This window comes from Phnomibacter ginsenosidimutans (genome assembly GCF_009740285.1).
GTDB classification, from domain to species: Bacteria; Bacteroidota; Bacteroidia; order Chitinophagales; family Chitinophagaceae; genus Phnomibacter; species Phnomibacter ginsenosidimutans.
Map to the genome: position 1 here is coordinate 3,309,489 of NZ_CP046566.1, position 23,344 is coordinate 3,332,832.

21 protein-coding genes are annotated in these 23,344 nt (G+C 47.3%); 12 read left to right on the forward strand and 9 right to left on the reverse strand.

What is annotated here, in order from left to right; all coding sequences use genetic code 11:
* Positions 1-62: 62 nt before the first annotated feature.
* Complete coding sequence (locus tag GLV81_RS20565; RefSeq protein WP_157479472.1) at positions 63-839, forward strand: response regulator transcription factor; 777 nt, start codon at positions 63-65, stop codon at positions 837-839.
* Positions 840-847: 8 nt separating this feature from the next.
* On the opposite strand, the gene GLV81_RS14295 is transcribed toward GLV81_RS20565, so the two are convergent.
* The 3 genes from GLV81_RS14295 to GLV81_RS14305 form a co-directional block, all read right to left on the reverse strand.
* Positions 848-3,100, reverse strand: coding sequence for a DUF5916 domain-containing protein (locus tag GLV81_RS14295; protein ID WP_157479473.1), 2,253 nt, complete (start codon positions 3,098-3,100; stop codon positions 848-850).
* Between the two features lie 78 nt (positions 3,101-3,178).
* Positions 3,179-3,862, reverse strand: a complete 684-nt coding sequence (gene trmD / locus GLV81_RS14300) for a tRNA (guanosine(37)-N1)-methyltransferase TrmD (protein WP_157479474.1) — start codon at positions 3,860-3,862, stop codon at positions 3,179-3,181.
* Between the two features lie 212 nt (positions 3,863-4,074).
* Positions 4,075-4,461 carry an RNA-binding S4 domain-containing protein gene (locus GLV81_RS14305; protein ID WP_157479475.1) on the reverse strand — a complete coding sequence of 129 codons (387 nt, stop codon included), beginning with the start codon at positions 4,459-4,461 and terminating at the stop codon, positions 4,075-4,077.
* A 392-nt stretch (positions 4,462-4,853) separates the two neighbouring features.
* On the opposite strand from GLV81_RS14305, the gene GLV81_RS14310 reads away from it, so the two are divergent.
* The 9 genes from GLV81_RS14310 to GLV81_RS14350 all read left to right on the forward strand — a co-directional run bounded on the left by GLV81_RS14310 (position 4,854) and on the right by GLV81_RS14350 (position 13,425).
* Positions 4,854-6,116 (forward strand): dihydroorotase, encoded by a 1,263-nt coding sequence (locus GLV81_RS14310; RefSeq protein ID WP_157479476.1) that lies wholly within the window; start codon positions 4,854-4,856, stop codon positions 6,114-6,116.
* A gap of 40 nt (positions 6,117-6,156) precedes the next feature.
* Positions 6,157-6,639, forward strand: a complete 483-nt coding sequence (locus tag GLV81_RS14315; RefSeq protein WP_281350836.1) for a DUF4199 domain-containing protein — start codon at positions 6,157-6,159, stop codon at positions 6,637-6,639.
* Between the two features lie 18 nt (positions 6,640-6,657).
* Complete coding sequence (locus tag GLV81_RS14320) at positions 6,658-7,599, forward strand: glycosyltransferase family 2 protein (protein WP_157479478.1); 942 nt, start codon at positions 6,658-6,660, stop codon at positions 7,597-7,599.
* 113 nt (positions 7,600-7,712) lie between these two features.
* Entirely contained in the window at positions 7,713-8,090 is a 378-nt protein-coding gene (locus tag GLV81_RS14325) for a GxxExxY protein (RefSeq protein WP_157479479.1), read from the forward strand.
* A gap of 113 nt (positions 8,091-8,203) precedes the next feature.
* Complete coding sequence (locus GLV81_RS14330) at positions 8,204-9,349, forward strand: glycosyltransferase (protein WP_157479480.1); 1,146 nt, start codon at positions 8,204-8,206, stop codon at positions 9,347-9,349.
* A gap of 77 nt (positions 9,350-9,426) precedes the next feature.
* On the forward strand, positions 9,427-10,449 hold the full coding sequence (locus GLV81_RS14335; protein WP_157479481.1) for a GHMP family kinase ATP-binding protein: 1,023 nt from the start codon (positions 9,427-9,429) through the stop codon (positions 10,447-10,449).
* Between the two features lie 10 nt (positions 10,450-10,459).
* On the forward strand, positions 10,460-11,041 hold the full coding sequence (locus GLV81_RS14340; RefSeq protein WP_157479482.1) for a D-sedoheptulose-7-phosphate isomerase: 582 nt from the start codon (positions 10,460-10,462) through the stop codon (positions 11,039-11,041).
* Between the two features lie 4 nt (positions 11,042-11,045).
* Positions 11,046-12,323, forward strand: a complete 1,278-nt coding sequence (locus GLV81_RS14345; RefSeq protein ID WP_157479483.1) for an HAD-IIIA family hydrolase — start codon at positions 11,046-11,048, stop codon at positions 12,321-12,323.
* A gap of 58 nt (positions 12,324-12,381) precedes the next feature.
* Positions 12,382-13,425 (forward strand): hypothetical protein, encoded by a 1,044-nt coding sequence (locus GLV81_RS14350; protein WP_157479484.1) that lies wholly within the window; start codon positions 12,382-12,384, stop codon positions 13,423-13,425.
* Between the two features lie 93 nt (positions 13,426-13,518).
* Here the strand turns inward: GLV81_RS14350 and glgB are convergent, their stop codons facing one another.
* From glgB to lepA, 5 genes are all read right to left on the reverse strand, one after another.
* The gene (gene glgB, locus GLV81_RS14355; RefSeq protein WP_157479485.1) at positions 13,519-15,636 is read right to left on the reverse strand and encodes a 1,4-alpha-glucan branching protein GlgB; all 2,118 of its coding nucleotides are present in this window, start codon (positions 15,634-15,636) and stop codon (positions 13,519-13,521) included.
* 55 nt (positions 15,637-15,691) lie between these two features.
* Entirely contained in the window at positions 15,692-17,326 is a 1,635-nt protein-coding gene (locus GLV81_RS14360; protein ID WP_157479486.1) for a glycosyltransferase family 39 protein, read from the reverse strand.
* A gap of 21 nt (positions 17,327-17,347) precedes the next feature.
* Positions 17,348-17,722 (reverse strand): hypothetical protein, encoded by a 375-nt coding sequence (locus tag GLV81_RS14365; protein ID WP_157479487.1) that lies wholly within the window; start codon positions 17,720-17,722, stop codon positions 17,348-17,350.
* Between the two features lie 176 nt (positions 17,723-17,898).
* Complete coding sequence (locus GLV81_RS21760; protein WP_281350700.1) at positions 17,899-18,204, reverse strand: hypothetical protein; 306 nt, start codon at positions 18,202-18,204, stop codon at positions 17,899-17,901.
* Positions 18,161-19,708, reverse strand: a complete 1,548-nt coding sequence (lepA, locus tag GLV81_RS14370) for a translation elongation factor 4 (RefSeq protein ID WP_281350701.1) — start codon at positions 19,706-19,708, stop codon at positions 18,161-18,163. The genes GLV81_RS21760 and lepA overlap by 44 nt, the downstream gene beginning before the upstream one ends.
* A 263-nt stretch (positions 19,709-19,971) precedes the next feature.
* On the opposite strand from lepA, the gene GLV81_RS14375 reads away from it, so the two are divergent.
* Positions 19,972-22,320 carry a PAS domain S-box protein gene (locus GLV81_RS14375; RefSeq protein WP_157479488.1) on the forward strand — a complete coding sequence of 783 codons (2,349 nt, stop codon included), beginning with the start codon at positions 19,972-19,974 and terminating at the stop codon, positions 22,318-22,320.
* A 53-nt stretch (positions 22,321-22,373) separates the two neighbouring features.
* Positions 22,374-22,631: an acyl-CoA-binding protein gene (locus tag GLV81_RS14380; RefSeq protein ID WP_157479489.1), complete on the forward strand. Its 258-nt coding sequence runs from the start codon at positions 22,374-22,376 to the stop codon at positions 22,629-22,631.
* A 112-nt stretch (positions 22,632-22,743) separates the two neighbouring features.
* Here GLV81_RS14380 and GLV81_RS14385 read toward each other — a convergent pair whose 3' ends face one another.
* On the reverse strand, positions 22,744-23,340 hold the full coding sequence (locus GLV81_RS14385; protein ID WP_246186023.1) for a Sir2 family NAD-dependent protein deacetylase: 597 nt from the start codon (positions 23,338-23,340) through the stop codon (positions 22,744-22,746).
* Between the last annotated feature and the right edge of the window lie 4 nt (positions 23,341-23,344).

Genomic DNA, 23,344 nt, shown 5'->3' on the forward strand with positions numbered 1-23,344 from the left:
CATTCCGAGGATAAGCCAATAGTCGAAATGACTATTTTTACAGTCACCTTTGGAATCTATTGATGCAAACACCTGCCGAAGCACACCAAAAAGTGGTGGACATTTGGGGGCAATACTACCCAACACTACCAGCACCTGCACAACTCGAAGAGTTTCTGCAACAGTCTAAAATATTAGACCATTCAGACCTCAACAATTTGCGCACCGTGATTTTTGCGTACCACGATTTCAGCATTCACCACATCAACACCAGCACTGCCCGTTACTTTGGTTCTGTACCCGAAGAAATTCTGGAAGTTGGGCCTACGTATATCATTGGCTGTCTTTTACCCCAACAGGTAGAAGCTGCGGTAAACAACACCCGCATCATCTCCCGCCAGTTGCACAGAGCCAGCCCCGAAGAAAAAAGACGCTATCAGTCTACTTACGTGAACTGCAACATTACCTGCCGATATGGTAATAAACATCGCAGCATGTTTCATTCCATACCGGTGTTGTGGGATGAACACAACAACCCTTTGTTGGGCATGTTTCTCATTCACGACCTCGAACCTTTTTTGGTAGATGGCACCTGGTGGTATCGCTATCAGATTGGCGATCGCATTTTTACCTACCACAGTGCTCACCCCGAGTTGCAGGAAACAGATATTCTGACGAGCAGAGAACTGGAAATTTTGAAATTGATTGCCGAAGGTGCCAGCAGCAAAGAAATTGCCGCTTCGCTTTTTTTAAGTGTGAATACGGTAGACAATCACCGCCGCAACATGCTCAAAAAAACAGGCGCTGTTGATACCAGCGCCTTGATTCATGTGTGCAAGCTTTGCCACATGATTCAGTAAGTCATTCCTTACACGTTGATCCAGTAATTGAGTTTTAATACCAATGCCCGGTTCTTGTTTTTGAGCAAAGGATCGGTGAAGTAGTTGTCGGTGTACACCAGGTACAAATCACTCATGGGCCGGAATCGCCATTGAAAACGACTGTTGATGTTGAAGTTGTTGGCCTGTGTATTGTATTGCAAAAAAGTGGTCCAGAATACGCTGGTGGTAAAATTGATATCGATACGGGGAGCAATCAGGAAAATTTCGCCGCTACCATAATTGCCCGGAAAAACCAATTTGTTGTACTCGGCACGTACAGCCACACTCACATGGGGCAAATGACGCACCGTAAGCGACGCCTGCAATGAGGTGTACTGACCATTGTAAAAATCACCCGCTACTACACCGGTACTCCAAGCCACTTTCTTTCTAAAATCGGATTGATACTCGGCAAAGCCCCGCCAATACTTGTATTCGGCAGCAGGCAACGGAGTACCACCGGTAAATGAAATGGGATACAGCAATTGCACCTGACTGTAAGAACCACCTACTACAAAGTTGGAAGTATTCTTAAACTGCATGCTGTAATTGCTTTCATGATTGCGTTCGTTGAGTGTACCATTGGGGTTCCAAACCACATACGTTTCGGCACGTAACCTGTGCGTATTGACGATGCCTTTTTTAGGAAAAATGCGGTACTGGATTTCGTTGAACAAATGCTTAAAGCCAAGGCGTACCACGGTATCTCTGGCAGCATCATAGTTTTCGATGCGCTGCACATAACCCATATCGGTATAGTAGTTGGTACCCACATTTACCCAGTCAATCACAAACTCAAACTTGCGGTCGTTGTATGCAAATCCGGCGTTGGCAAATCCATCTTTGTTGCTAATGGTTGGCTTGAATGATTTGTGATATGCACCCCATGCATTAAAGGTTCCTTCCACATTGGTGTATACCCATTCTGTACCCACATTTCTGCCATAGGCAGCCAAAGGGTCTTTCGCTTTTTCTTCGCTACTCAAAAAGCCCTGGCGGTTCAATCCGTATGCCCGAATAGAAGACCGTTTCAATACCCGTTGATTCACAGAAACAGCGGTAAAGTTTTCCATGCTGTAGCTGCCTTTGTTACCCGTTTGCATGTTCATTACACCAATGCGTGTACTAGGTGTAACACTGCCGGTAACCCTTGCACCGCCAAGTATTGGAATGGGTTGCCCGTTTTTATCTAAGCCAATGCTGCGGCTGTAAAATGGCCGGATGGGATCCATGCCAAAGCTGGAAAACAAGTCGGCATTTTCGAGAAAAAAGGTACGCCGCTCTGGTAAAAAGATATTGAAGCGGGTGAGGTTGGTTACTTGCCGGTCTACTTCAATTTGTGAAAAATCGGGATTCACCGTCAGGTCTAAATTGAGTGATGAAGTCAAACCGATTTTGGCATCGAAGCCTGCATTGCCTTTGCCCGTATAATTGTTTTCGCCATTGGTTTTGCTGGATTGAACCTGCCCGGTAGTATAAGGCACCAGCACCATATTGCTACCTGCTGGTGGCGGTGGTGTTTCCCAATGCAATGCACCGGTTTGGCCCAGGTCCCAGCTCGAAAAATTAACCGGCACTTTTGTCCAGCAACTGTATTCGTTTGTTTTGGTATCGATGCGTACAAAATTCAAACCCCACACAGCCTGCTCCGGTTTGTAGCGCAGCGTTTTAAATGGAATCGCTATTTCAGCAATCCAATGATCGTTGTGGCGTGTGGTAGCCGAAAACCATTTGTTATCCCAGCTAAAATTGGGACCATTTGTCGTCGTCAGCTGGTCTTCCGATTGGGAATTAAAAGCATTTACCACAAAGAAAAAACCATTGGTATGCTGGTTGAGCGGATCGACCACTACCGCAAAACCATCGCTGCCATCGTGGCCAAAATCCCGCTTCAGGGTTTGAATAAATGCCTTGCCCGAATCGTAAGCAATAGCAGCTACGTACAGGTTTTTATCATCGTAAGTAATGCGAACGGTGGTAGGCCGGATGGGTTTGCCATTGTCGGTCGGAAACTTGCGCCAGAAATCGGCGATGCCGGGCGTTTCCTGCCACACGGCTTCATCCAGTTTACCATCTATGGTAATGGGAACGGATGATTTTCGAATGCCTGTTTTAAATTCTTGCTGCAATGGCGTAATACTACCGGTATTGGCAGTATTGAGAGGGGTGGCTGGCTGGGCAGCCAATGAACCAAACAAGCTGGAGGCCAGCAAAGCAAGCAGGCAGTGGTATAGTCGCATAGCAGTCAAAAGTATTGGGCTGTTGACAGCATTGGACGGTCAAAATGGGCAGAACATTCAACAAAATGATGAGCGGCTTTATTCATCGCCCAACATATCGGGGCGGCGCTGCTCTGTACGCAGCAGGGCCTGGTCGTGGCGCCAGTCGGCCACTTTGATGGGGTCGCCGCTCAGCAAAATATCGGGCACTTTCCAACCGCGGAAATCGGCCGGGCGGGTGTATACCGGTGGCGCCAACAGTCCATCCTGAAAAGAATCGAACAGCGCAGAGGTTTCATCATTGAGCACACCGGGCAGCAGGCGGCCAATGGCATCCACCACCAATGCGGCAGGTATTTCGCCACCACTCAGCACAAAATCGCCGATGGAAATTTCACGGGTGACAAAATGCTCCCGCACCCGTTCATCAATGCCCTTGTAATGGCCGCAAATGATGAGCAATCTTTTTTGCAGGCTCAATTGGTTGGCATCGCGTTGCTCAAAACGTTTGCCATCGGGTGTCATGTAAATGATCTCATCGAAAGGACCGCCTTCGGCCTGCAATTGCTCAATGGCATTCACCAATGGTTCACACATCATCACCATGCCGGCGCCGCCGCCATATTGGTAGTCGTCTATCTGGCCCTGATTGTTGACGGCCCACTGGCGCAGGTTGTGCACCCGCACTGTGAGCAGGCCTTTTTGCTGGGCCCGCTTCATAATACTGTGGTTGAGCGGACTTTCGAGCAACTCAGGCAAAACAGAAAGTATATCGATGTGCATGGGATAATGTGCTGATTAGCGAATGTGCAAATGTGCCAATGAAAAGGCAATAAGCAATAAGGAATAAAGAATAAGAAATAGGAAACAGGCAGTAGCACTACAAACTGCAGGGTATGCAAACATGCATTGAATAAATATCGGAACAACCGAAACTGAAAAGCGTGGACGCTGGAACTGGCAAACTCGTCAACTTGTGAACGCTGGAACTTGCCTTACCCCTCCATCAAATCATCCAAATCCCGGCGTTGCTTTTTGGTAGGCCGGCCAATTTTGCTGAGGCGTTTGCCGGTATGAAAACTCTCGGCCTGCACTCTGGCTTTTTCCAGCTCTTCGGGTGGGGTAAGGTCGAGGTAATATTTAATGGCCTCGCTGTAGGCCTGCCGGGTATGCAACAAGCCGGTTACCTGTATAATCCAACGGCGGTTTTCGCCCCGCACATCGTACACATCGCCCACCCGTACAGTACGGCTGGCTTTTACGGCATCCTCTTTCAGTTTCACCCGTCCTTTTTCACAAGCTTCTGCTGCAGCGCTGCGGGTTTTAAACACCCGTATGCTCCAGAGATATTTATCGAGCCGTAGTTTTTCTGTGGTTTCCATAGCTACTGCGAAGAAAATGAAAATGCAAATTTGAAAAACTGCTAATGTGCTAATTAGCAAATGAGGAAAAGCGATTGCTTGTTGAGATGTTTTGGTTTATTAGTTATTCCCAAATCGCCACACGTTTTGCTAACTACCGGACATTATTAACCTCTCCCGGCCTCTCCTTAGGAGAAGAGACGTAGAATTGGATGGTTGATATTGGCATTTTTCTCTGGACTTTCAGACTTTCCGACTTGCCGACTTGCCGACTTTCTCCCGTCTCCGGCCTACAGACTTCTCGTCTTCCCAATTCGTATCTCGTACTTCTAACTTCCCTACTTTCCGCCCTTCGACAAGCTCAGGGCTGCATGCTACTGACTATCCTTATCTTCGCCGCAATCATTATCAAAATGGCATTGCTATTACAACAGGTGACCATTGCCGACCCAAGATCAGCGTACAACGGGCAAACAACTCAGGTGCTTATTATCAACGGCAGCATTGCCGCTATTGGAGATGACATTCAACCTTCGGCCGACACCCGTGTGGTAGATGCCCAAGGCCAGGTGTTACTGCCCGGCTTTACGGATGTGTTCAGCCATTTTTGCGACCCCGGACTGGAATACAAAGAAACGCTGGAAACCGGCGCCGCCGCTGCTGCTGAAGGTGGCTACTGCCGGGTGCTGGTAGTACCCAATACACAACCCGCAGTGCACAACAAGCCGCAGGTAGAATACATTGTACAAAAAAGCAAAAATCTGCCGGTCAGCATTTTGCCCTACGGCGCCATCAGCAAAAACTGCGAAGGCAAAGACCTGGCCGAAATGTACGACATGCGCCAGAGTGGTGCCGTGGCTTTCAGCGATGGTATCAATCCCATTCAAAACAGCCAAGTGCTTACCAAGGCGTTGCTGTATGTAAAAGCGTTTGACGGAGTAGTCACCCAGGTGCCAGATGAAATTGCCCTCAGCAAAAGCGGGCAAATGCATGAAGGCGTGGTGAGCACACAAATGGGCCTGCCCGGTAAACCCGCACTGGCCGAAACTTTATTGCTCAACCGCGACATAGAACTGCTGCGCTACACCGGCAGCAAATTGCATGTAACCGGTGTGAGTACCGCTGCCAGCCTCGACCTTATTCGCCGGGCAAAAGCAGAAGGCCTGCAACTTACATGCTCGGTTACGCCTTACCACCTCAGCTTTTGCGACGAAGACCTGCAGGAGTACGACAGCAACCTGAAAGTAAATCCACCGCTGCGTACCCGCCAGGATGTGGATGCTGTACGAGAAGCCATTATGGATGGCACGGTAGACTGCATCGCCAGCCATCACCTGCCGCATGAATATGACAGCAAAGTGTGCGAATTTGAATATGCCAAATACGGCATGAGTGGTTTGGAAACCTGCTACGCTGCGGTACAAACAGCACTGCCTGCTCTCAACGCTGCACAAATTGCAGAGTTGTTTGCATTGGCACCTGCCCGCATTTTCGGTTTGCCTTTGCCGGTGATAGAACCGGGTGCTGCAGCCATGCTCACAGTGGTAGCCCCGCAACAATCATGGACACCCGAAAAAGCCGCTCTTCATTCTCTTGGTAAAAACAATGCCTTTATTGGACGAACATTGCAAGGCCATATCAAGGGCATCATTCACCATCAATATTCCAGCATCTAAAAAAACACCCGCCATGGAAAACAAAGTAACCACCCCCGTAATGAAAGGCCTTATCATCAGCCTCATACTGATTGTATTTGCCGTTGTTGTTACCATTTTCAAATTGGAAACCAACAAAGCTTTAGGTATTGTACCTCTGGTTATATTGATTGGCGGAATCATTTGGGCGAACTTAAATTTTGCTCAGCAAATGGATGGCAATGTGACTTTCGGCCAAGTATTTGGACATGGCTTCAAAGCGACTGCTTTGGTGGCAGGAATTATGGGTATGTGGGTAGCCTTGTCTTTAACTGTATTGTTTCCCGAATCACTTGATCGGGCAATGGAAATACAACGCACTGCAATGCTGGAGCAGGGCATGAGTGAAAATGAAGTAGACAAAGCATTGGTGCTCGGTAAAAAAATGGCAGTTCCAATGGGCACTATCGTTTCTGTCATATTGTACATCATTGTAGGCGCTATCGGTTCTTTGATTGGTGCAGCTGTGGCCAAAAAGAATCCAACCCCAACTCCTTTCCAATAATTTGCGCATTCGTTGCTCATGGATTTATCGCTTGTAATACCGCTGCTCAATGAAGCAGAATCGTTACCCGAACTTACACACTGGATACACGATGTGTGCCAGCGGCAAGGCTATGCCTACGAAATCATTTTTGTAGACGATGGCAGCACCGACAACAGCTGGGATGTGATTGAATCACTTCGTCAGCAATACATGCAGGTGAAAGGCATTCGTTTTCAGCGCAACTACGGTAAGAGTGCAGCCTTAAACGAAGGTTTCAAAGCAGCACAAGGCAACGTGGTTATAACCATGGATGCCGACTTGCAAGACAGTCCCGACGAAATACCTGATCTGGTGCGTATGATTCGGGAAGAACAATACGACCTGGTAAGTGGCTGGAAGAAAAAACGCTACGACAACAAGCTCACCAAAAATTTACCTTCCAAACTTTTTAATGCGGCCACGCGTAAAGTGAGTGGCATTTACCTGCACGACTTTAACTGCGGTCTGAAAGCCTACCGCAAAAAAGTAGTGAAGAGCATTGAAGTGTATGGTGAAATGCACCGCTATATTCCTGTCATCGCTAAGTGGCATGGCTTCCGCAAGATTGGTGAAAAAGTAGTGGAACACCGTGCCCGCAAATACGGCACCACCAAGTTTGGTTGGGAGCGATTTGTCAATGGTTTTCTCGATCTGGCTTCTATCACTTTTGTAGGCAAGTTTGGCAAGCGACCCATGCACTTTTTTGGTTTGTGGGGCACACTCGTTTTTCTGCTGGGCTTTGGCATCAGTGCATTTCTTATCATCAACAAACTCATTGATCCTACATACTACCTCACCAGCAAGCCCGCATTTTACATTGCGTTGGTACTGGCCATTGTGGGTGTTCAATTATTCCTCGCTGGCTTTGTATCGGAGCTCGTTTCCCGCAACTCACCAGAGCGAAACGTGTATGGTATTGAGGAAAAACTCGGCTTGTGATAGGACACGGATTGCGATGGAATTAAGAAAAGGCAAGGACGCGGATAAAACGGATTTTCCGGATTGACGCCGTTTTTATTGTTGATTTCGTTGAACACTCAGTATCGAAAACCATGTTGATTCATGAGGCAATAACACAAGAAATAATCCATTGCTTTTTCCATGTCTACAACTATTTAGGTTATGGCTTTTCGGAAAAAGTATATGAAAATGCTTTGTGTATTGAATTGGCAAAGGCCGGACTTAATGTGAAGGCGCAAGAGAAGATTGATGTCTTTTATGAACAAGAATTAGTAGGCACCTATTACGCCGATCTACTCGTAAACAATAAAGTGATTGTTGAATTGAAATCAACCGGTTACCTGAAACTGGAGCATGAAGCTCAATTACTGAATTACCTGAAAGCAACCAACATTGAAGTAGGTCTTTTACTGAACTTTGGAGAGAAAGCAGAATTCAAAAGAAAAGTTTTTGCCAATATCAACAAGTGAACGATGTACAGCAAACTATTTATTTAAACGACTTTATTACGCAACAGCAAATCCGTCTTATCCGTTTCATCTGCGAAATCCGCGTCCCATAAAAATCTAGTGCAATAAAATCCGTGTACCAAAGCAAATCTAAAAATATCATCATCATAGGTCCGGCGCATCCGTTGCGGCCGGGAGGCATTACCACCTTTAACGAGCGACTGTGTAAAGCACTCAACGATGCAGGACATACATGCAGCATCTGGTCTTTCAGCTTGCAGTATCCTTCGTTTTTATTTCCCGGCACCTCACAGTTTACCGATGCACCGGCACCGGAAGGTTTGCAGATTGTAACGGCCATCAATTCTGTGAATCCACTCAACTGGTGGCAGGTGGGCAACCGCATAAAAAAAGCCAAACCCGATGTAGTGATAGTGCGGTACTGGATTCCATTTATGGGGCCTTGCCTAGGCACTATTTTGCGCCGCATCAAGGGCAACAAGCACACCCGCATTGTGTGCATCGCCGACAACATTCAACCCCACGAAAGCCGCCCCGGCGACAAGTGGTTTACCAAATATTTTGTGCAGCCTGTTGATCGCTTTTTGGTGATGAGCCAGCAAGTGCTGCAAGACCTGCGTCTGTTTAGCAACAAACCCGCCCAACTGTTGCCGCATCCTTTGTACGACAATTTTGGTGAACGTGTATCCAGCATCGAAGCCAGAGCCTGGCTGCGCCAACACAAACAACTCGACATTCAGGATAACGATAACGTATTGCTGTTTTTTGGATTGATACGCCAGTACAAAGGGCTAGACCTTTTGCTCGAAGCCATGCAACAATTGCAGGCAACCCATGTGAAGCTGCTCATTGCCGGCGAGTACTACGACGACCCATCGAAATACGAAGCGCTGTTGCAACACCCTGCGGTAAAGGACAAACTGCTGTTGCATACCCGCTTTGTAGCCAACGATGAAGTAAAATATTTTGCCTGTGCTGCAGATTGTATTGTGCAACCTTACCGTCATGCTACGCAAAGCGGCGTTACTCCAGTCGCCTTTCATTTTGAAGTACCCATGCTGGTAACCAATGTAGGTGGCCTGCCCGAAATGGTACCCGATGATGTAGCCGGTGTGGTATGCGAACCCAATGCCGACAGTATAGCCGAAGGCATTCAAACCTATTTGCACAAAGGCAAAGCACATTACATGCCTGGCCTGCTGCAAGAAAAACAACAACTAAGCTGGGAAAAACTAGTAGAACAGATTTTGGAAGTTTGATGTCTGATGTCTGATTTGAAACACTGAATCATTGAAACTTGTGAACTCGTAAACTTATCAACTCGTAAACTCCCAACATGCACTTCCGATCGAAAGCTCCATTGCGGTTAGGTTTTGCCGGTGGCGGTACGGATGTCGATCCGTATGCCAGCCGCTTTGGTGGCGCCGTGCTCAATGCCAGCATCGATTTATTTGCACATGCCAGTATAGAACCGCTGCAGGAAAATGCCATTGTATTGCACGACCTCGATAACAAGCAGGAATTGCGTTTTGCATGGGCGCCGCAATTGCCCACCCTGCATGCGTTACCATTGCATGCAGCAGTCTTTAATCGCATACATGCACAGTATGGTTTACCATTATCGGGCTTCTCTCTCATTACTTCAGTAGATGCGCCCATTGGCTCTGGCCTTGGAACATCCAGCACACTTGTGGTAGCCATCATTAGTGCCTTTGCCGAAATGTTGCAGCTGCCACTCGGCGAATACGACATTGCACGACTAGCCTACGACATTGAACGCAACGACCTGCAATTTGCCGGCGGTCATCAAGACCAATATGCAGCCAGTTTTGGTGGCATTAATTTCATGGAATTTGGCCCCGGCGAACAAGTGATTGTAAATCCACTCCGCATTCGCCACGAAGTACTGCAAGAACTGGAGCACAACCTGGTGCTCTACTACACTGGCCATGCCCGCCAGAGTGGCCGCATTATTGAAGAACAGCAAGCCAATGTGCGGAATGATGCACAGCCAAGTATTCAAGCCATGCATCATTTGAAACAACAAGCCTTGCTCATGAAAGAAGCCTTGCTCAAAGGCCGCTTGCAAGACATGGGCGATTTGTTTGATATTGGTTTTGCCTACAAAAAACAAATGGCCAACGGCATCAGCAATCCACATATTGAGGCCTTGTATGCCGCAGCTAAAAATGCGGGCGCTACAGGAGGTAAAATCAGTGGTGCCGGTGGTGGTGGTTTTGTTTTCTTTTACTGCCCCAACAATACCCGCCACCGGGTGACAGAAACTTTGAATAGCTTTGGCGGCCAGGTATATCCGTTTCATTTTTGCATGCACGGTGTACAATCCTGGACCATTTAAGCAAGAACACATGCAAGCAACCATTCAACAAATATTTCAATCGTCGATTGATGCCAAGCAACAGCTGCTGGCCAGCGAACGATTGTTGCAACTCACCGAAACAGTGAGTGTACTCATTACCGAAGCATTTCGCAATGGCCATCGCCTCTATTTCTGTGGCAATGGTGGCAGCGCCGCCGATGCACAACATTTGGCAGCAGAATTTACCGGTGCCTTTTACAACCGCAACCGGCCAGCCCTGCCTGCAGAAGCCTTGCATGTAAACACATCGTATATCACCGCTGCTGCAAATGATTATGATTACAACAGCATTTACAGCCGATTGGTGGAAGGCATCATGCAGTCCGGCGATGTGCTGGTGGGCCTGAGCACCAGTGGCAACAGTGGCAATGTGGTAAAGGCTTTTGAAGCGGCCCGTGCCAAAGGTGTCATCACCGTTGGTATGACCGGCGAAAAAGGTGGTGCATTGCGCCCCCTTAGCGACTATCTTTTTGATGTACCATCGAACGATACGCCACGCATACAAGAGTGCCACATGCTCATTGGCCATACCATTTGTCAGCTGGTAGAAGCACAGATTTTTCCTGCATAAATACATGCCCGATTCTTCACATAGCGTCATCTTTCTGGCAGGCGGTGCCGGCACCCGTTTGCAATCGGTAACGGGGAGCACACCCAAATGTTTAGCGCCGGTAGATGGGCAACCTTTTTTGTACCACCTGCTGCAAAGGCTGTTGGCACAAGGCTTTCAGCACTTTGTACTGGCTTTGGGTGTTGGTGCTAGCGAAGTAGAAGAAGCTGCTGCAGCATGGCAGCAATATCATCCCCATATCCGTATCGACTTTTCAATTGAAACTACTCCACTCGGTACTGGCGGTGCTGTGTTGCAGGCTTTATCGTTGTGCAAAAGTGATGATGTGCTGATACTGAATGCTGACAGTTATTTGGATTGCTCTTTTGCGGATGCATTACATAAACATCAGCAATACAAAGCCGTGGCAACCGTGCTGCTCAGCCACATGCAGCATGCCGACCGCTACGGATTGGTGCAAGTAGATGCGCAACACCGCATCGTTCAGTTTCATGAAAATGAAGCCCATAGCAACGGGCTCATCAACGCAGGTGCCTATTGGCTAAACAGACAATTGTTTGATGTATCAGCATTTCCCGCTTCCTGCTCTTGGGAAAAAATCATCATGCCACACTTGCTGGTACAAGCACAATTGTATGGTGTGGCCACAACAGGTTACTTCATCGACATTGGCATACCCGAAGATTACGCTAAAGCACAAACCGATTTCGCTCATTCTTTTCCTATGCTACAACCCGATAAAAGCTGGACACTTTTTCTCGACCGCGACGGCGTCATCAACATTGAAAAAGTGAAAGATTATATCCATCATTGGGATGAGTTTCAGTTTTACCCCGATGCTGTAAAAGCCATTGCTGTATTCAGCAAGATTTTCAGTCGCATCATTATTGTCACCAATCAAAAAGGGGTGGGCAAAGGCGTAACGCTGCAAGAGAATCTCGATGAGATTCACCAACGCATGACGGCGGCCATTGAAACAGCCGGTGGCCGCATCGATGCCATTTACTATTGCCCCGATACCGACGACAAAAGCCCGAACCGCAAGCCCAATCCGGGCATGGCTTTTCAGGCCAAAGCCAATTTTCCTGAGATTGATTTCAGCCGCTCCATCATGGTCGGCAACAATACCAGCGACTTGTATTTTGCCCGCAATGCCGGCATGCAAGCTGTGTTTTTGCGCAGCACTCAACCCGACTTGCAATTACCTCCTGCCCTCGCCGATATGGAATCGCCTAGTCTGTCGCATCTTGCCCAGGTGTGGCAACGCCAGCCAATTGGCTAAGCTGTTAAAATATCCACAGCCCCGCAGCGTTGTTATGCATGTTAGATACCTTGCAACCATGCGTATTTTCTTTTTGCTGATACTGATGTGGCTGGCCGTTCCCAACGAAGGTGCAGCGCAACGAATCACATCGTCCAACTTCAAGATGTTGCAACGCATCGATGATTCGCTGCAAACCTATGGCGACCGTATGTTGGATGATACGTTTGCTACCGAACGCCTTCGTGCCGACAGCATGTTTACCCGCTTGTTGGTACGTGCCATGCGGGTGCCCTACTCCTTTTATTTCAGCTTCGATTCCATGCAAATGGCGCCGGTGTTGTACCCCGAAGACAGCAGCTTTCGCATCATCACCTGGCACATACCAATGAATGATGACAACTACCGGCAGCGTGGTGTGATTCAATACAACACACCCGATGGCAGCATTAAGTTTACGCCGCTATTTGATGTATCAGACTACAGCGAACAACCGCAAGACAGTATTCGCAACAACCAAAACTGGATTGGTGCCGTGTATTACAAACTGCTGCAACACGAAGTGAACCAACAAAAAGTGTACACGCTGTTGGGCTACGATGAAAACAACGACCGCACCACCCGCAAGTGGATAGATATCCTTCGTTTTGATGAAGACGGGCAGCCACAATTTGGTGGTGATTTTTTCTTCTTCAACAACGATTCTATTTTTCCCAGAGGCAGTAAGCGTTATGTATTGGAATACAAAAAAGAAGGCCGTGCCAGAATTAATTATGATGAAGTAGACAGCCTGATTGTGATTGATAACCTGGTGAGTGAATCGAACGAACCGGAGAAGAAATATACGCTGGTACCCGGTGGCGATTACGAAGCTTTGAAGTGGGACAAAGGCGGCTGGCAGTACATTGACAAGCTGTTTATGAATAACCGTGGCGATGGCAACGAACCCAAGCCCATGCTCATTTTAAAAGATGATGGCAGCTTTGACGATGAAGCCCTCGATAAGCAAACAGAAAAAAACCTGAAGTCAGCTGAAGAAAAAGAAAAGGCAAAAGCGGCACCAACAACCCCTAAGAAAACAACGCCTGCAAAACCCACTGCACCCGCAAAAAGAAGCCGGTAACGAAAACGGGTAACGGATAAAACATCAACTGACAATAAAAAAAGCGAACAACATTCAGAATGCTGTTCGCTTTTTTATAAGTATTCGTTATACCTATTTCAACACAATAGCACCCAGTGCCGGTAAGTGTAATTTCAGCTCGTACCGCTTGCTTTCTTTGTCTACCAACGTACAAGGTATGTCGGGATTGAATACATCGCCTGTGCCCCAGTAAGCTTTGCTGTCGGAGTTGAAGATTTCTTTCCACTGCTTTTTGCCGGTTGCATAAATCGGAAAGTCGTGACGCACCACGGGTGTCATGTTGAACACCACTATCACATCATCTTTTTCTTTTTTAGCCCTGCGGCGGAACGCCATCACACACTCTGCCCTGCGATTGATTTCCACCCACTCAAAGCAATCGGCATCAAATTGTATTTCATAAAAAGCAGGTTCTTCTTTTACCAGGTGCAGCACATCCCGCACACAATCTTTCAGCAGGCGGTGGCAGTCGTATTGCAGTAACTCCCAAGGCAATTCTGTTTTGTGGTTCCACTCCTGTGTGCTGCCAAATTCGTTGCCCATAAACAACAGCTTGCCGCCGGGATGCGTAAACATGTACGTGTACAGCAAACGAAGGTTGGCAAACTTCTGCCATTCATCACCAGGCATTTTGTAGAGCATGGGGCTCTTGCCATGCACCACTTCATCGTGGCTGAGTGGCAGCATAAAGTTTTCGTCGTGGTAGTACATCATGCTAAACGAAAACTGATCTTGCTGAAACTGCCGGAAAATAGGGTCCTTTTTGAAGTACTTCAACGTATCGTGCATCCAGCCCATCATCCATTTCATACCAAAGCCAAGGCCATCGGCAAAAGTAGGTTTGCTTACCCCCGGCCAGTCCGTTGCTTCTTCGGCTATGGTTTGTGTATCCGGAAAATCGCGGTAAATCATCTCGTTCATTTCCTTCAAAAAAGCAATGGCTTCAATGTTACCGTTGCCGCCAAATTCGTTGGGTTCCCACTGGCCTTCATTGCGGCTGTAATCGAGGCGCAGCATACTGCTCACCGCATCTACCCGAAAGCCATCGATGTGGTATTTATCAAACCAAAAACGAGCCGAGCTGATGAGGAATGATTTTACTTCAGCCCGCTTGTAATTGAAAATGTAGCTGTTCCAATCGGGGTGATAGCCTTTGCGCATATCGGCGTATTCGTAGGTATGCGTACCATCGAACATAAAGAGGCCGTGCATGTCGTACGGAAAATGCGAAGGCACCCAATCGAGGATGACACCAATGCCTGCCTGATGGAAAGCATCAATCAACCCCATGAATTCCTGCGGCGTACCAAAGCGGCTGGTGGGGGCAAAATAACCGGTGCCCTGATAGCCCCAGCTACCATCGTATGGATGCTCCATCACGGGCATCAATTCAACATGCGTGAAGCCCATTTCTTTTACATAGGGCACCAAACGCTCGGCTATTTGTGTATAGGTATTGTAGCTCTCTTCGTCGTCTTTTACGGGCCGCATCCAGCTGGCCAAATGCACTTCATACACATTCCACGGTGCATTCAGCGAGTTGTGATTTTTACGTTTTTTCATCCACTCACTATCGTTCCATTGATAGTCATGAATGCTCCATGCCACCGAAGCCGTTTTGGGGCGCTTCTCCCAAAACAAAGCATACGGATCACCCTTATCCAAGCGTACGCCCTGAAAGCCTACCACATGAAATTTATACGCATCGCCTTTTTTTACACCGGGAATAAATCCTTCCCAAATGCCCGATTGATCGAGGCGTACAAACAACTCGTGGCTATGTGCTTTCCATTGGTTGAAATCGCCCATCACACTTACAGAAGATGCATTGGGTGCCCACACTGCAAAGTAGTAACCATCGGTATCGAGCACTTGCATGGCATGTGCCCCAAACAAATCGTACCCACGGTACAAGGTACCCTGATGCAGGTTTTGCAAATCTTCGGGTGTAAAGCGGCTGTAGTTCCACACAGGTTTTGTGCTGTCTACAAAATGCTGGTCTTCGTATCGCAAGTGTATGGTGGTTTTAGTGTTCTTTTTCTTTGGTGTTGCTTTTGCTTTTACAGCAGGAGCAGCATGTGGTTCATCTTTCAGCGTGGCTTTTGCCGGTGCCTTTTTGGCTTTGGCTATGGGTTGCTTTTGAGCATGTGCAGCCACTTTTTGCGCAGGCTTTTTATGTTCGGCACACATATCAATCGTTTTTCTTTAAATGTAACACATAAGGCAATGCCACAGCAGCATTCACTCATTTACCCGACACTTTAGAACGAGCCTTTTGCAAATCTGCTTCGGTTACTTCGTACAACAGCACCACGTGCATGTAATGTCCGATTGGCTTTTTCAATTGTAGCAACCATTGCAATCCCCTTGCATTGAGCGGGTTGGCCACCGCTTCCAGCTCTACAGCAAACTTACCTGCAGCAGGTGTAGTACCCGGTCTTTTGTATTCGGGATGTTTTTGCAAAAATGTTTGTAAGAAAGCCTCAGCCTGACAATAACTGACAGAAGAATCATACAGCTTTTCATACACCTGCTCCTTGTGCCAAATGAGCTCGTTGGTGTACGAGAGCATATTGGGCCAGTACGACAACCAACTGAGTGCATAAAACAACAACAGCAATTGCATCAATCGCTTTTTGGTAGTCCAAAAACGGTTGGCTGAAAAGCCCACCAAAAAATACAGGCCGGGCATCAACAGCATGGCATGCCGCATGCCTATCTGAAACGGATTGGTGAAACTGAGAATAGCGGCGTAGGCCACCAAAGGCAACCAGATGAATACATATTTGCGCCAATGCTGCACACTCAACAAATGTTTGCGCAGCAGCCATAGGGCGGCCACCAACAATGCCCAACAAGCCAGTGGCCACTTGTACACAAATACGTATGCGTAGTAGTACCACACGGGCCCTCTGGTAAAATACTCACCGTTGAAGTACACACCGATGAATGAATTGATATCGTTGGCTCCGCCGCCCAGTTCTTCATTGAACTTCAGCAAATCGAAGCCACTTACATAATGATACGGCAGTGGAACCGGCCAGGAGGAAAATGCTTGCAGCTTAGCCGCCAACTGCTGAAAGGCCGCACTTTTTTGTGGCAATTGCGACAGCGGAAAAAAGCTTCCTTCAAACAAATAGGCTACCTGAATGCAGAGCCAAATGCATAACAGCAATAAACCCCAACGCTGCCATGCTGGCCAACGGATGGCTGTTGTTTTTGCTGCAGGCGCCAGCCAAAAAGCCAGCATCAACATAGGCAGCAAATACACCATGGAAGCCTTGGCCAAAATGGCCAGCGATACGGCCATACACATCCTCACCCAATCTCGTTTTTCGGCTGATTGCCAATAGCGCCAGGCAAAGTAAAAGCTGGCCAGCAAGAGTGACGTACTGGGCAAATCGCTACCCACAATCATGCTGTAGCTAAATACCAGCGGGTCGTATAAATACAGCAGCAAAGGCAGTACCCATTTGTAGCTGCCCCACAACCGGTACAGCCACGCAAACAAAACGAAAGCCCCCAGCAATTGGTAGATGTACATGAACCACCGGCCAATTTGCAACAGCATAAATCCATGTGCGTCATCAACAGGCTGCAGCCATTTTTTAGCTACAATCGGCACCAACGATGGAGCTACAATCGGCGTTTTAGAATCATCAACCGGCAGTATTCTTTCCTGATGGCCTTTTGCCCAACGAACGGCCCAACCATAGTAGCCATATTCATCGCAGGTAAAATCAATGCGGCTGACCATCCAGCCCGACAGCAAAAAGTGCAGCAGCAGTATACCGATGAGCAATCGCTTTTCGGGCACACTGACCTGCTGCCAGGTAGCACTGCTACATAACGAACGACAAAAGGCAAAAAAGGCTTTCATGCCTTACAAAGATGCCCGCAATCAGGCATCTACCAAAAACGTACCGAGGTAAATGATTTCGCCTGTACCCCGCTTGTACAATTCAATGGCATCGAGGTACACATTTTCCATCACTTTACTTTGAAAATGCACTTCACCATTTTTATACAACACAAAAAAGAAGTCAGGCATTTTATCATCCAAAAAGCCATCGTGCAGTTTGGATGCGGGAAAGCGGAAATGAGCATCGCCATGTTCATCCAATCCTGATTCGCCCAAATATTCATCATCTAAAAAGTCGCGGTCAAACAGGCGTACTTTATAGGCAGGTCCTTGTAGAGGAGCGTCCTGCCCCCGTGCAATAAATCGGGCATTTACTTCCAGGTTCATTTCGGCATTTAAGGCAAAGTCATTCATGCAAACAATTTTAAAAAATGAGGCAGGAAAAATTAGGTCATAAAGTTCGGGAATCTATGCCCACCAGAATGCTGAGCGAAATCATACCCATAGGTACGGACAGTCACTGCTGCAAACAAAACCGCCACCTGCGTATGTGCAGGCGGCGGGAAGTATTACTACAATAGAATAAAAGATTAATCATCGAGTTTCAGTACAGCAAGGAAGGCTTCCTGTGGCACTTCTACGTTACCGATCTGGCGCATCCGCTTCTTACCTTCTTTCTGCTTTTCCAGCAGTTTACGCTTCCGGCTAATGTCGCCACCATAACACTTGGCGGTTACATCTTTTCGCATGGCGCTGATGTTTTCTCGGGCCACAATTTTGGCACCAATGGCGGCCTGAATGGCAATCTGGAATTGCTGACGAGGCAAGAGTTCTTTCAGTTTTTCGCAAAGCTTACGGCCAAACTCCCTGTGCACGGCCACGGTGAATAAGGGCACTCAATGCATCCACTTTATCACTGTTGAGCAGGATGTCCATTTTTACAATATCACTTTCGCGGTAGCCAATGGGATGGTAATCGAACGAAGCGTATCCACGGGTTTGACTCTTCAGTTTGTCGTAAAAGTCGAACACGATTTCGGTGAGCGGCATTTCGAAAATGAGCTCAACACGGGTAGGTGTAAGATAGCCCTGATTGATGAGCATGCCCCGCTTGCCAATGCACAAGGTCATGATATTGCCAATGTACTCGGGCTTGGTAATGATTTGTGCTTTGATGAATGGCTCGTCTATTTTTTCAATTCGCACCACTTCGGGCATATCGGCCGGGTTGCTGATGGTAATGACTTCGCCCTTGGTAGTGGTAGCAATAAAACTTACGTTGGGTACGGTGGTAATTACTGTTTGGTTAAACTCCCGCTCCAGTCGCTCCTGAATAATTTCCATGTGCAGCATACCCAGGAAACCGCATCGGAAACCAAAGCCGAGGGCTTGTGAGGTTTCGAGTTCGAAGGTGAGAGAGGCATCGTTGAGCTGCAGTTTTTCCATGCAATCCCGCAGTTCTTCAAAGGCATCGGTTTCTACAGGGAAGATGCCCGCAAATACCATGGGCTTTACTTCTTCAAAACCTTTGATCATTTCCGCAGGGCGGCTGGCCAGGGTAATGGTATCACCCACTTTTACTTCTTTGGCATTTTTAATACCGGTAATGATGTAGCCTACATCGCCGCAGTTGACTACCTGACGAGGTGCCAATCCCATTTTCAAAATGCCTACTTCGTCGGCTTCGTACTCGGTACCCACGGCAGCAAATTTTACTTTGTCGCCTTTTTTGAGTGTACCATTTACAATACGATAATATACGATGATGCCACGGAAACTATTGAATACACTATCGAAGATGAGTGCCTGCAACGGCGCTTCGGGGTCGCCCACCGGTGCGGGTATGCGTTCTACAATGGCTTCCAATATTTCGGGCACACCCAAACCCGTACGGCCACTGGCACGAAGAATGTCTTCCCGCTTGCAGCCAATCAGGTCGATGATTTGGTCTTCTACTTCCTCCACCATGGCGCCATCCATATCGATCTTGTTGATGACGGGGATGATTTCGAGGTCGTTTTCTAATGCCAAATAGAGGTTGCTGATGGTTTGCGCCTGAATACCTTGGGCAGCATCCACCAGCAGCAGGGCGCCTTCGCAGGCAGCCAGTGCCCGGCTTACTTCGTAGCTAAAGTCTACGTGGCCGGGGGTATCAATGAGGTTGAGGGTAAATTTTTGGCCAGCCAATTCGGGCTTGCTGCCGGTATAGTTATAATCGAGCTGGATGGCGTGGCTCTTAATGGTGATGCCTTTTTCCCGCTCCAGGTCCATATCGTCCAGCACCTGATCCATCATTTGTCGTTCGCTGATGGTATTGGTGGTTTGCAACAGTCGGTCGGCCAGGGTGCTCTTACCATGGTCGATGTGGGCAATAATGCAAAAATTCCGTATCTCCTTCATAATGCTTATAAGGCGGCAAAGATAGGCGGGCAAGGGGTTTGAAGCCGTTAATTGTTGAATGGCTTTTCAGCATTAGCATTAGCGGGTGGAGGCCAGCAAAAGCGGGCTGAGTTGGGTTATTTGTCCGACAGGAAGCCACAGCAAAGTAGAAATACTACTACAAATGTGTAAATCATTGGGCCTTTATCTTTAGTTATTCTTACAGAGTGGAATGAGCCTGCTGGAGGTTTCGCATTTTACCCTTAAGCCAAATACCCATAGAAATGAACGTGAAACCTGGATTTACTCAAAATACAGGCGGAAAACAAACCAGTAGTGTGATGTATCTGCAACAAGCAGTCAATAGTATTGATGATGGCCTTCTTGTATGCCAAGAAGACCTTACAGTTGTATATGCCAATAACAGCCTGTACAGAATTTTTGATTTGCACCCCGTACTGGTAGTACAACAATCCGTTGCCCAATTACTATTCAAAATTTCGAATACCGATTTATCAGCGTCTTTAACCCAGGCATTTGATGAACAATCCTCCTTTAGCATTGAGTTTGAATACCGCCAGTCGGGCACCTGGTACATTGCCGAAGTATTCCCTTTTGACAAGGGGCTTACCATAAGGCTGAGAGACGTAACGCCATACAGGGAAGCCCACGAAGAATTATTGAAATCAAGAAGATTGTATGCATTTATCAGTGAGGTAAATGAACTGATACTGCGGGCAAATACCGAAGAAGAAACCTATGCATCGCTGTGCGACATTGCTATAGAAACTGGTGGCTTTATGATGGCGTGGATTGGCATGCCCGATCAAACAACCGGCAAGGTAGAACCAGCATTTAAAGCAGGCACAGGTACCGATTATCTTACTAGTATTAAAGGCATTGCACTGGCCGATGTGCCCGAAGGCAGAGGCCCATCTGGTACAGCCATGCGCAAGGGCATACCGGTATTTTGCAACGACATTGCTACCGACCCCATGATGGCCATTTTTCGGGATGAAGGCCTCAAACGTGGCTTCCGCTCTTCCATTGCATTGCCGCTTACGGTTGACAACAAACCGATTGCTTTACTCAGTTTATACTCTGCATTGCCCAACTTTTTTGCCAATGAAGAAGTAACACTGCTGGTGCAGGTAAGTAAAAACATCAGCTATGCTTTGCAGGCTATTATCTCTGAGAAAAAACGCAAAGCGGCTGAAGGGCAGTTGTACAAAATTTCAAGGGCCATTGAGCAGAGTTCTGCTTCTGTGGTAATAACCGATGTAAATGGCAGTATCGAATATGTGAACCCAGCCTTTTGCAAACTCACCGGCTATACCGAAGCTGAAGCCATTGGACAAAACCCCAATATTTTAAAAACGGGCTACACCAAAGAAGATGAATACAAACAACTGTGGAATGATATTTCGCATTTGAAAGACTGGCATGGTGAGTTTAAAAACAAAACCAAATACGGCGAAGTGTATTGGGAGTCGGCAACCATTTCTCCCATTACCAATAAGCAGGGTGAAATAACCCACTATGTAGCAGTAAAAGAAAACATTACCGAAAAGAAAAAACTGGAAGAAGAACAGCAGGCACTGGTAAACCTGATCGAAAACACCACAGCCTATGTAGCCATTGGCGATCTAGAGTTCAATTTGCAATATGCCAACCAGGCTACTAAAGATGTGCTGGGCCTTACCGAAACAGATATCAGCAATCACATCAGCATCGACGAATTCATTCCGGAAAGCATGGATGAAGCGTCGAGAATGGCTGTGATTGAGCAATTGCAAAAAGACGGAAAATGGTCGGGTGAGTATCGCTTTAAATCTCGCCGTGGATTTGAAATAGTGGTGTGGATGGTAACCATTATGCACCGCCATAAAGATGGCTCGCCATCTCATTTTTCTGCCACAGCGGTAGACATTACTAAAGCAAAAGAAACCGAGCAGCAGCTGCGCCAACTGACAAATGAACTGCGGGAACTTTCCATTCACCTGCAAGACCTGAGCGAAATTGAAAAGAAAGAAATAGCCCGGGATATACATGATGAAATGGGACAGCAGCTTACCGCTTTGAAGTTTGATGCCAAATGGTTGAAACGCCACATGGAAGACATGCCGCCAGAAGTAGAAGAACGTTTGGATGCATTGATTGAAAATGTAAACGAATTGTCGTCTTCATTCCGGCGCATTCATAGCTCATTGCATCCGAATATTCTGGAAGATTTGGGATTGCAAGGTTCTCTCGAATGGCTGGTGAGCAACTTCACCCACAAAACCAATATTTCTGTTCAATTTGATTGCTACATAGAGCCGCACATTTTTCCTGCTGAAATCAATCTGATTGTGTACCGCGTAGCTCAGGAATGCCTGACCAACATTGTACGCTATGCACAAGCCAATAAAGTGCACATAGTGCTGCTTGTAAACGACAACCAGGTAGAGCTGCGCATTTCTGATGATGGCGTCGGCTTCAATTATCAGCAGGTAGACACCAGGCTGCACCACGGATTGCTGGGTATGCGAGAACGACTCAATGCAGCCAATGGTCATTTGAACATTGCCACGGCGCCAGGCCTGGGCACCACTGTAGAAGCAAAAATTCCATTGACAATTACGACAAATTAGATTGGCCACTAATGCAGCGGCAAATACCTTCGCAGCATATCTAAACTCATAATATGGATTTGAAAGCGCAATTTGAAGCAGCCGTAGCCGATAGTAAGGAACTCAGCAGCCGTCCTTCTAACGACATATTGCTGAAACTGTACAGCCTTTACAAACAAGCGGTTGATGGCGATGCTCCTGCCGAAGGACCTACCGGTATGTTTGATATTGTAGGCAAAGCCAAACACAATGCATGGGCTGCTCTTAAAGGCAAAAGCAGCGAAGAAAGCATGCAAGCTTATATAGACTTGATAAAGGAATTGAAAGGCTAATTAGCTTCTTTAGATTAGCGCCTGCAGCTGTTGGGTTAATTGTACAATGCCCACGGTTGCAGGCGCTTCTATTTGTACCAAATTACTGAGGCCACTAACTGCTGGCAGCTTTTTATCTACCACAAAAGTGGGTATGCCTGCCTGCGTATAATGCAACAACCCCGCAGCAGGATATACTTTGCAGTGATGTTCCCATTACCGCAAACACATCAGCCATGGATGTAATATCGGCAGCAAGTTCAATCATGGGTACCGCTTCGCCAAACCATACAATGTGTGGCCGCAGCTGCGCACCATCTTCAGCGCTGTCACCGAGTTGTATATCGCCAGTGATTGGGGATATCAATTCGCTATCTCTTTCGCTGCGCATTTTTAAAATTTCGCCATGCAGGTGTACTACACGGCTACTACCCGCCCGTTCGTGCAGGTCATCAATGTTTTGAGTAATGATGGTCACATCAAACCAATCTTCTAAAGCCACCAATCCAACATGTGCCGCATTGGGCTGAGCCTTCACCACTTCGGCCCGGCGATAATTGTAGAAGTCGAGTACCAGCTGCGGATTTTTGCGCCACGCATTGGGTGTGGCTACATCTTCAATATCATAACCGTTCCACAAGCCATCTTCGCTGTCGCGAAAAGTTTTGAGGCCACTTTCTGCACTTATACCAGCACCGGTTAATACTACGAGCTTCTTCTTATCGTTCATGCAG

What these genes read in the sequence shown, in the direction of transcription:
- GLV81_RS14380 (WP_157479489.1), top strand. Translation starts at nt 22,374, where the DNA reads ATGGATTTGAAAGCGCAATTTGAAGCAGCCGTAGCCGATAGTAAGGAA.
- trmD (WP_157479474.1), bottom strand. Translation starts at nt 3,862, where the DNA reads ATGCACATCGATATACTTTCTGTTTTGCCTGAGTTGCTCGAAAGTCCG.
- GLV81_RS14335 (WP_157479481.1), top strand. Translation starts at nt 9,427, where the DNA reads ATGCACTTCCGATCGAAAGCTCCATTGCGGTTAGGTTTTGCCGGTGGC.
- GLV81_RS14295 (WP_157479473.1), bottom strand. Translation starts at nt 3,100, where the DNA reads ATGCGACTATACCACTGCCTGCTTGCTTTGCTGGCCTCCAGCTTGTTT.
- glgB (WP_157479485.1), bottom strand. Translation starts at nt 15,636, where the DNA reads ATGTGTGCCGAACATAAAAAGCCTGCGCAAAAAGTGGCTGCACATGCT.
- GLV81_RS14315 (WP_281350836.1), top strand. Translation starts at nt 6,157, where the DNA reads ATGAAAGGCCTTATCATCAGCCTCATACTGATTGTATTTGCCGTTGTT.
- GLV81_RS14345 (WP_157479483.1), top strand. Translation starts at nt 11,046, where the DNA reads ATGCCCGATTCTTCACATAGCGTCATCTTTCTGGCAGGCGGTGCCGGC.
- GLV81_RS14305 (WP_157479475.1), bottom strand. Translation starts at nt 4,461, where the DNA reads ATGGAAACCACAGAAAAACTACGGCTCGATAAATATCTCTGGAGCATA.
- GLV81_RS14360 (WP_157479486.1), bottom strand. Translation starts at nt 17,326, where the DNA reads ATGAAAGCCTTTTTTGCCTTTTGTCGTTCGTTATGTAGCAGTGCTACC.
- GLV81_RS14375 (WP_157479488.1), top strand. Translation starts at nt 19,972, where the DNA reads ATGAACGTGAAACCTGGATTTACTCAAAATACAGGCGGAAAACAAACC.
- lepA (WP_281350701.1), bottom strand. Translation starts at nt 19,708, where the DNA reads ATGAAGGAGATACGGAATTTTTGCATTATTGCCCACATCGACCATGGT.
- GLV81_RS14310 (WP_157479476.1), top strand. Translation starts at nt 4,854, where the DNA reads ATGGCATTGCTATTACAACAGGTGACCATTGCCGACCCAAGATCAGCG.
- GLV81_RS14350 (WP_157479484.1), top strand. Translation starts at nt 12,382, where the DNA reads ATGCGTATTTTCTTTTTGCTGATACTGATGTGGCTGGCCGTTCCCAAC.
- GLV81_RS14365 (WP_157479487.1), bottom strand. Translation starts at nt 17,722, where the DNA reads ATGAATGACTTTGCCTTAAATGCCGAAATGAACCTGGAAGTAAATGCC.
- GLV81_RS20565 (WP_157479472.1), top strand. Translation starts at nt 63, where the DNA reads ATGCAAACACCTGCCGAAGCACACCAAAAAGTGGTGGACATTTGGGGG.
- GLV81_RS14385 (WP_246186023.1), bottom strand. Translation starts at nt 23,340, where the DNA reads ATGAACGATAAGAAGAAGCTCGTAGTATTAACCGGTGCTGGTATAAGT.
- GLV81_RS14340 (WP_157479482.1), top strand. Translation starts at nt 10,460, where the DNA reads ATGCAAGCAACCATTCAACAAATATTTCAATCGTCGATTGATGCCAAG.
- GLV81_RS14325 (WP_157479479.1), top strand. Translation starts at nt 7,713, where the DNA reads ATGTTGATTCATGAGGCAATAACACAAGAAATAATCCATTGCTTTTTC.
- GLV81_RS14320 (WP_157479478.1), top strand. Translation starts at nt 6,658, where the DNA reads ATGGATTTATCGCTTGTAATACCGCTGCTCAATGAAGCAGAATCGTTA.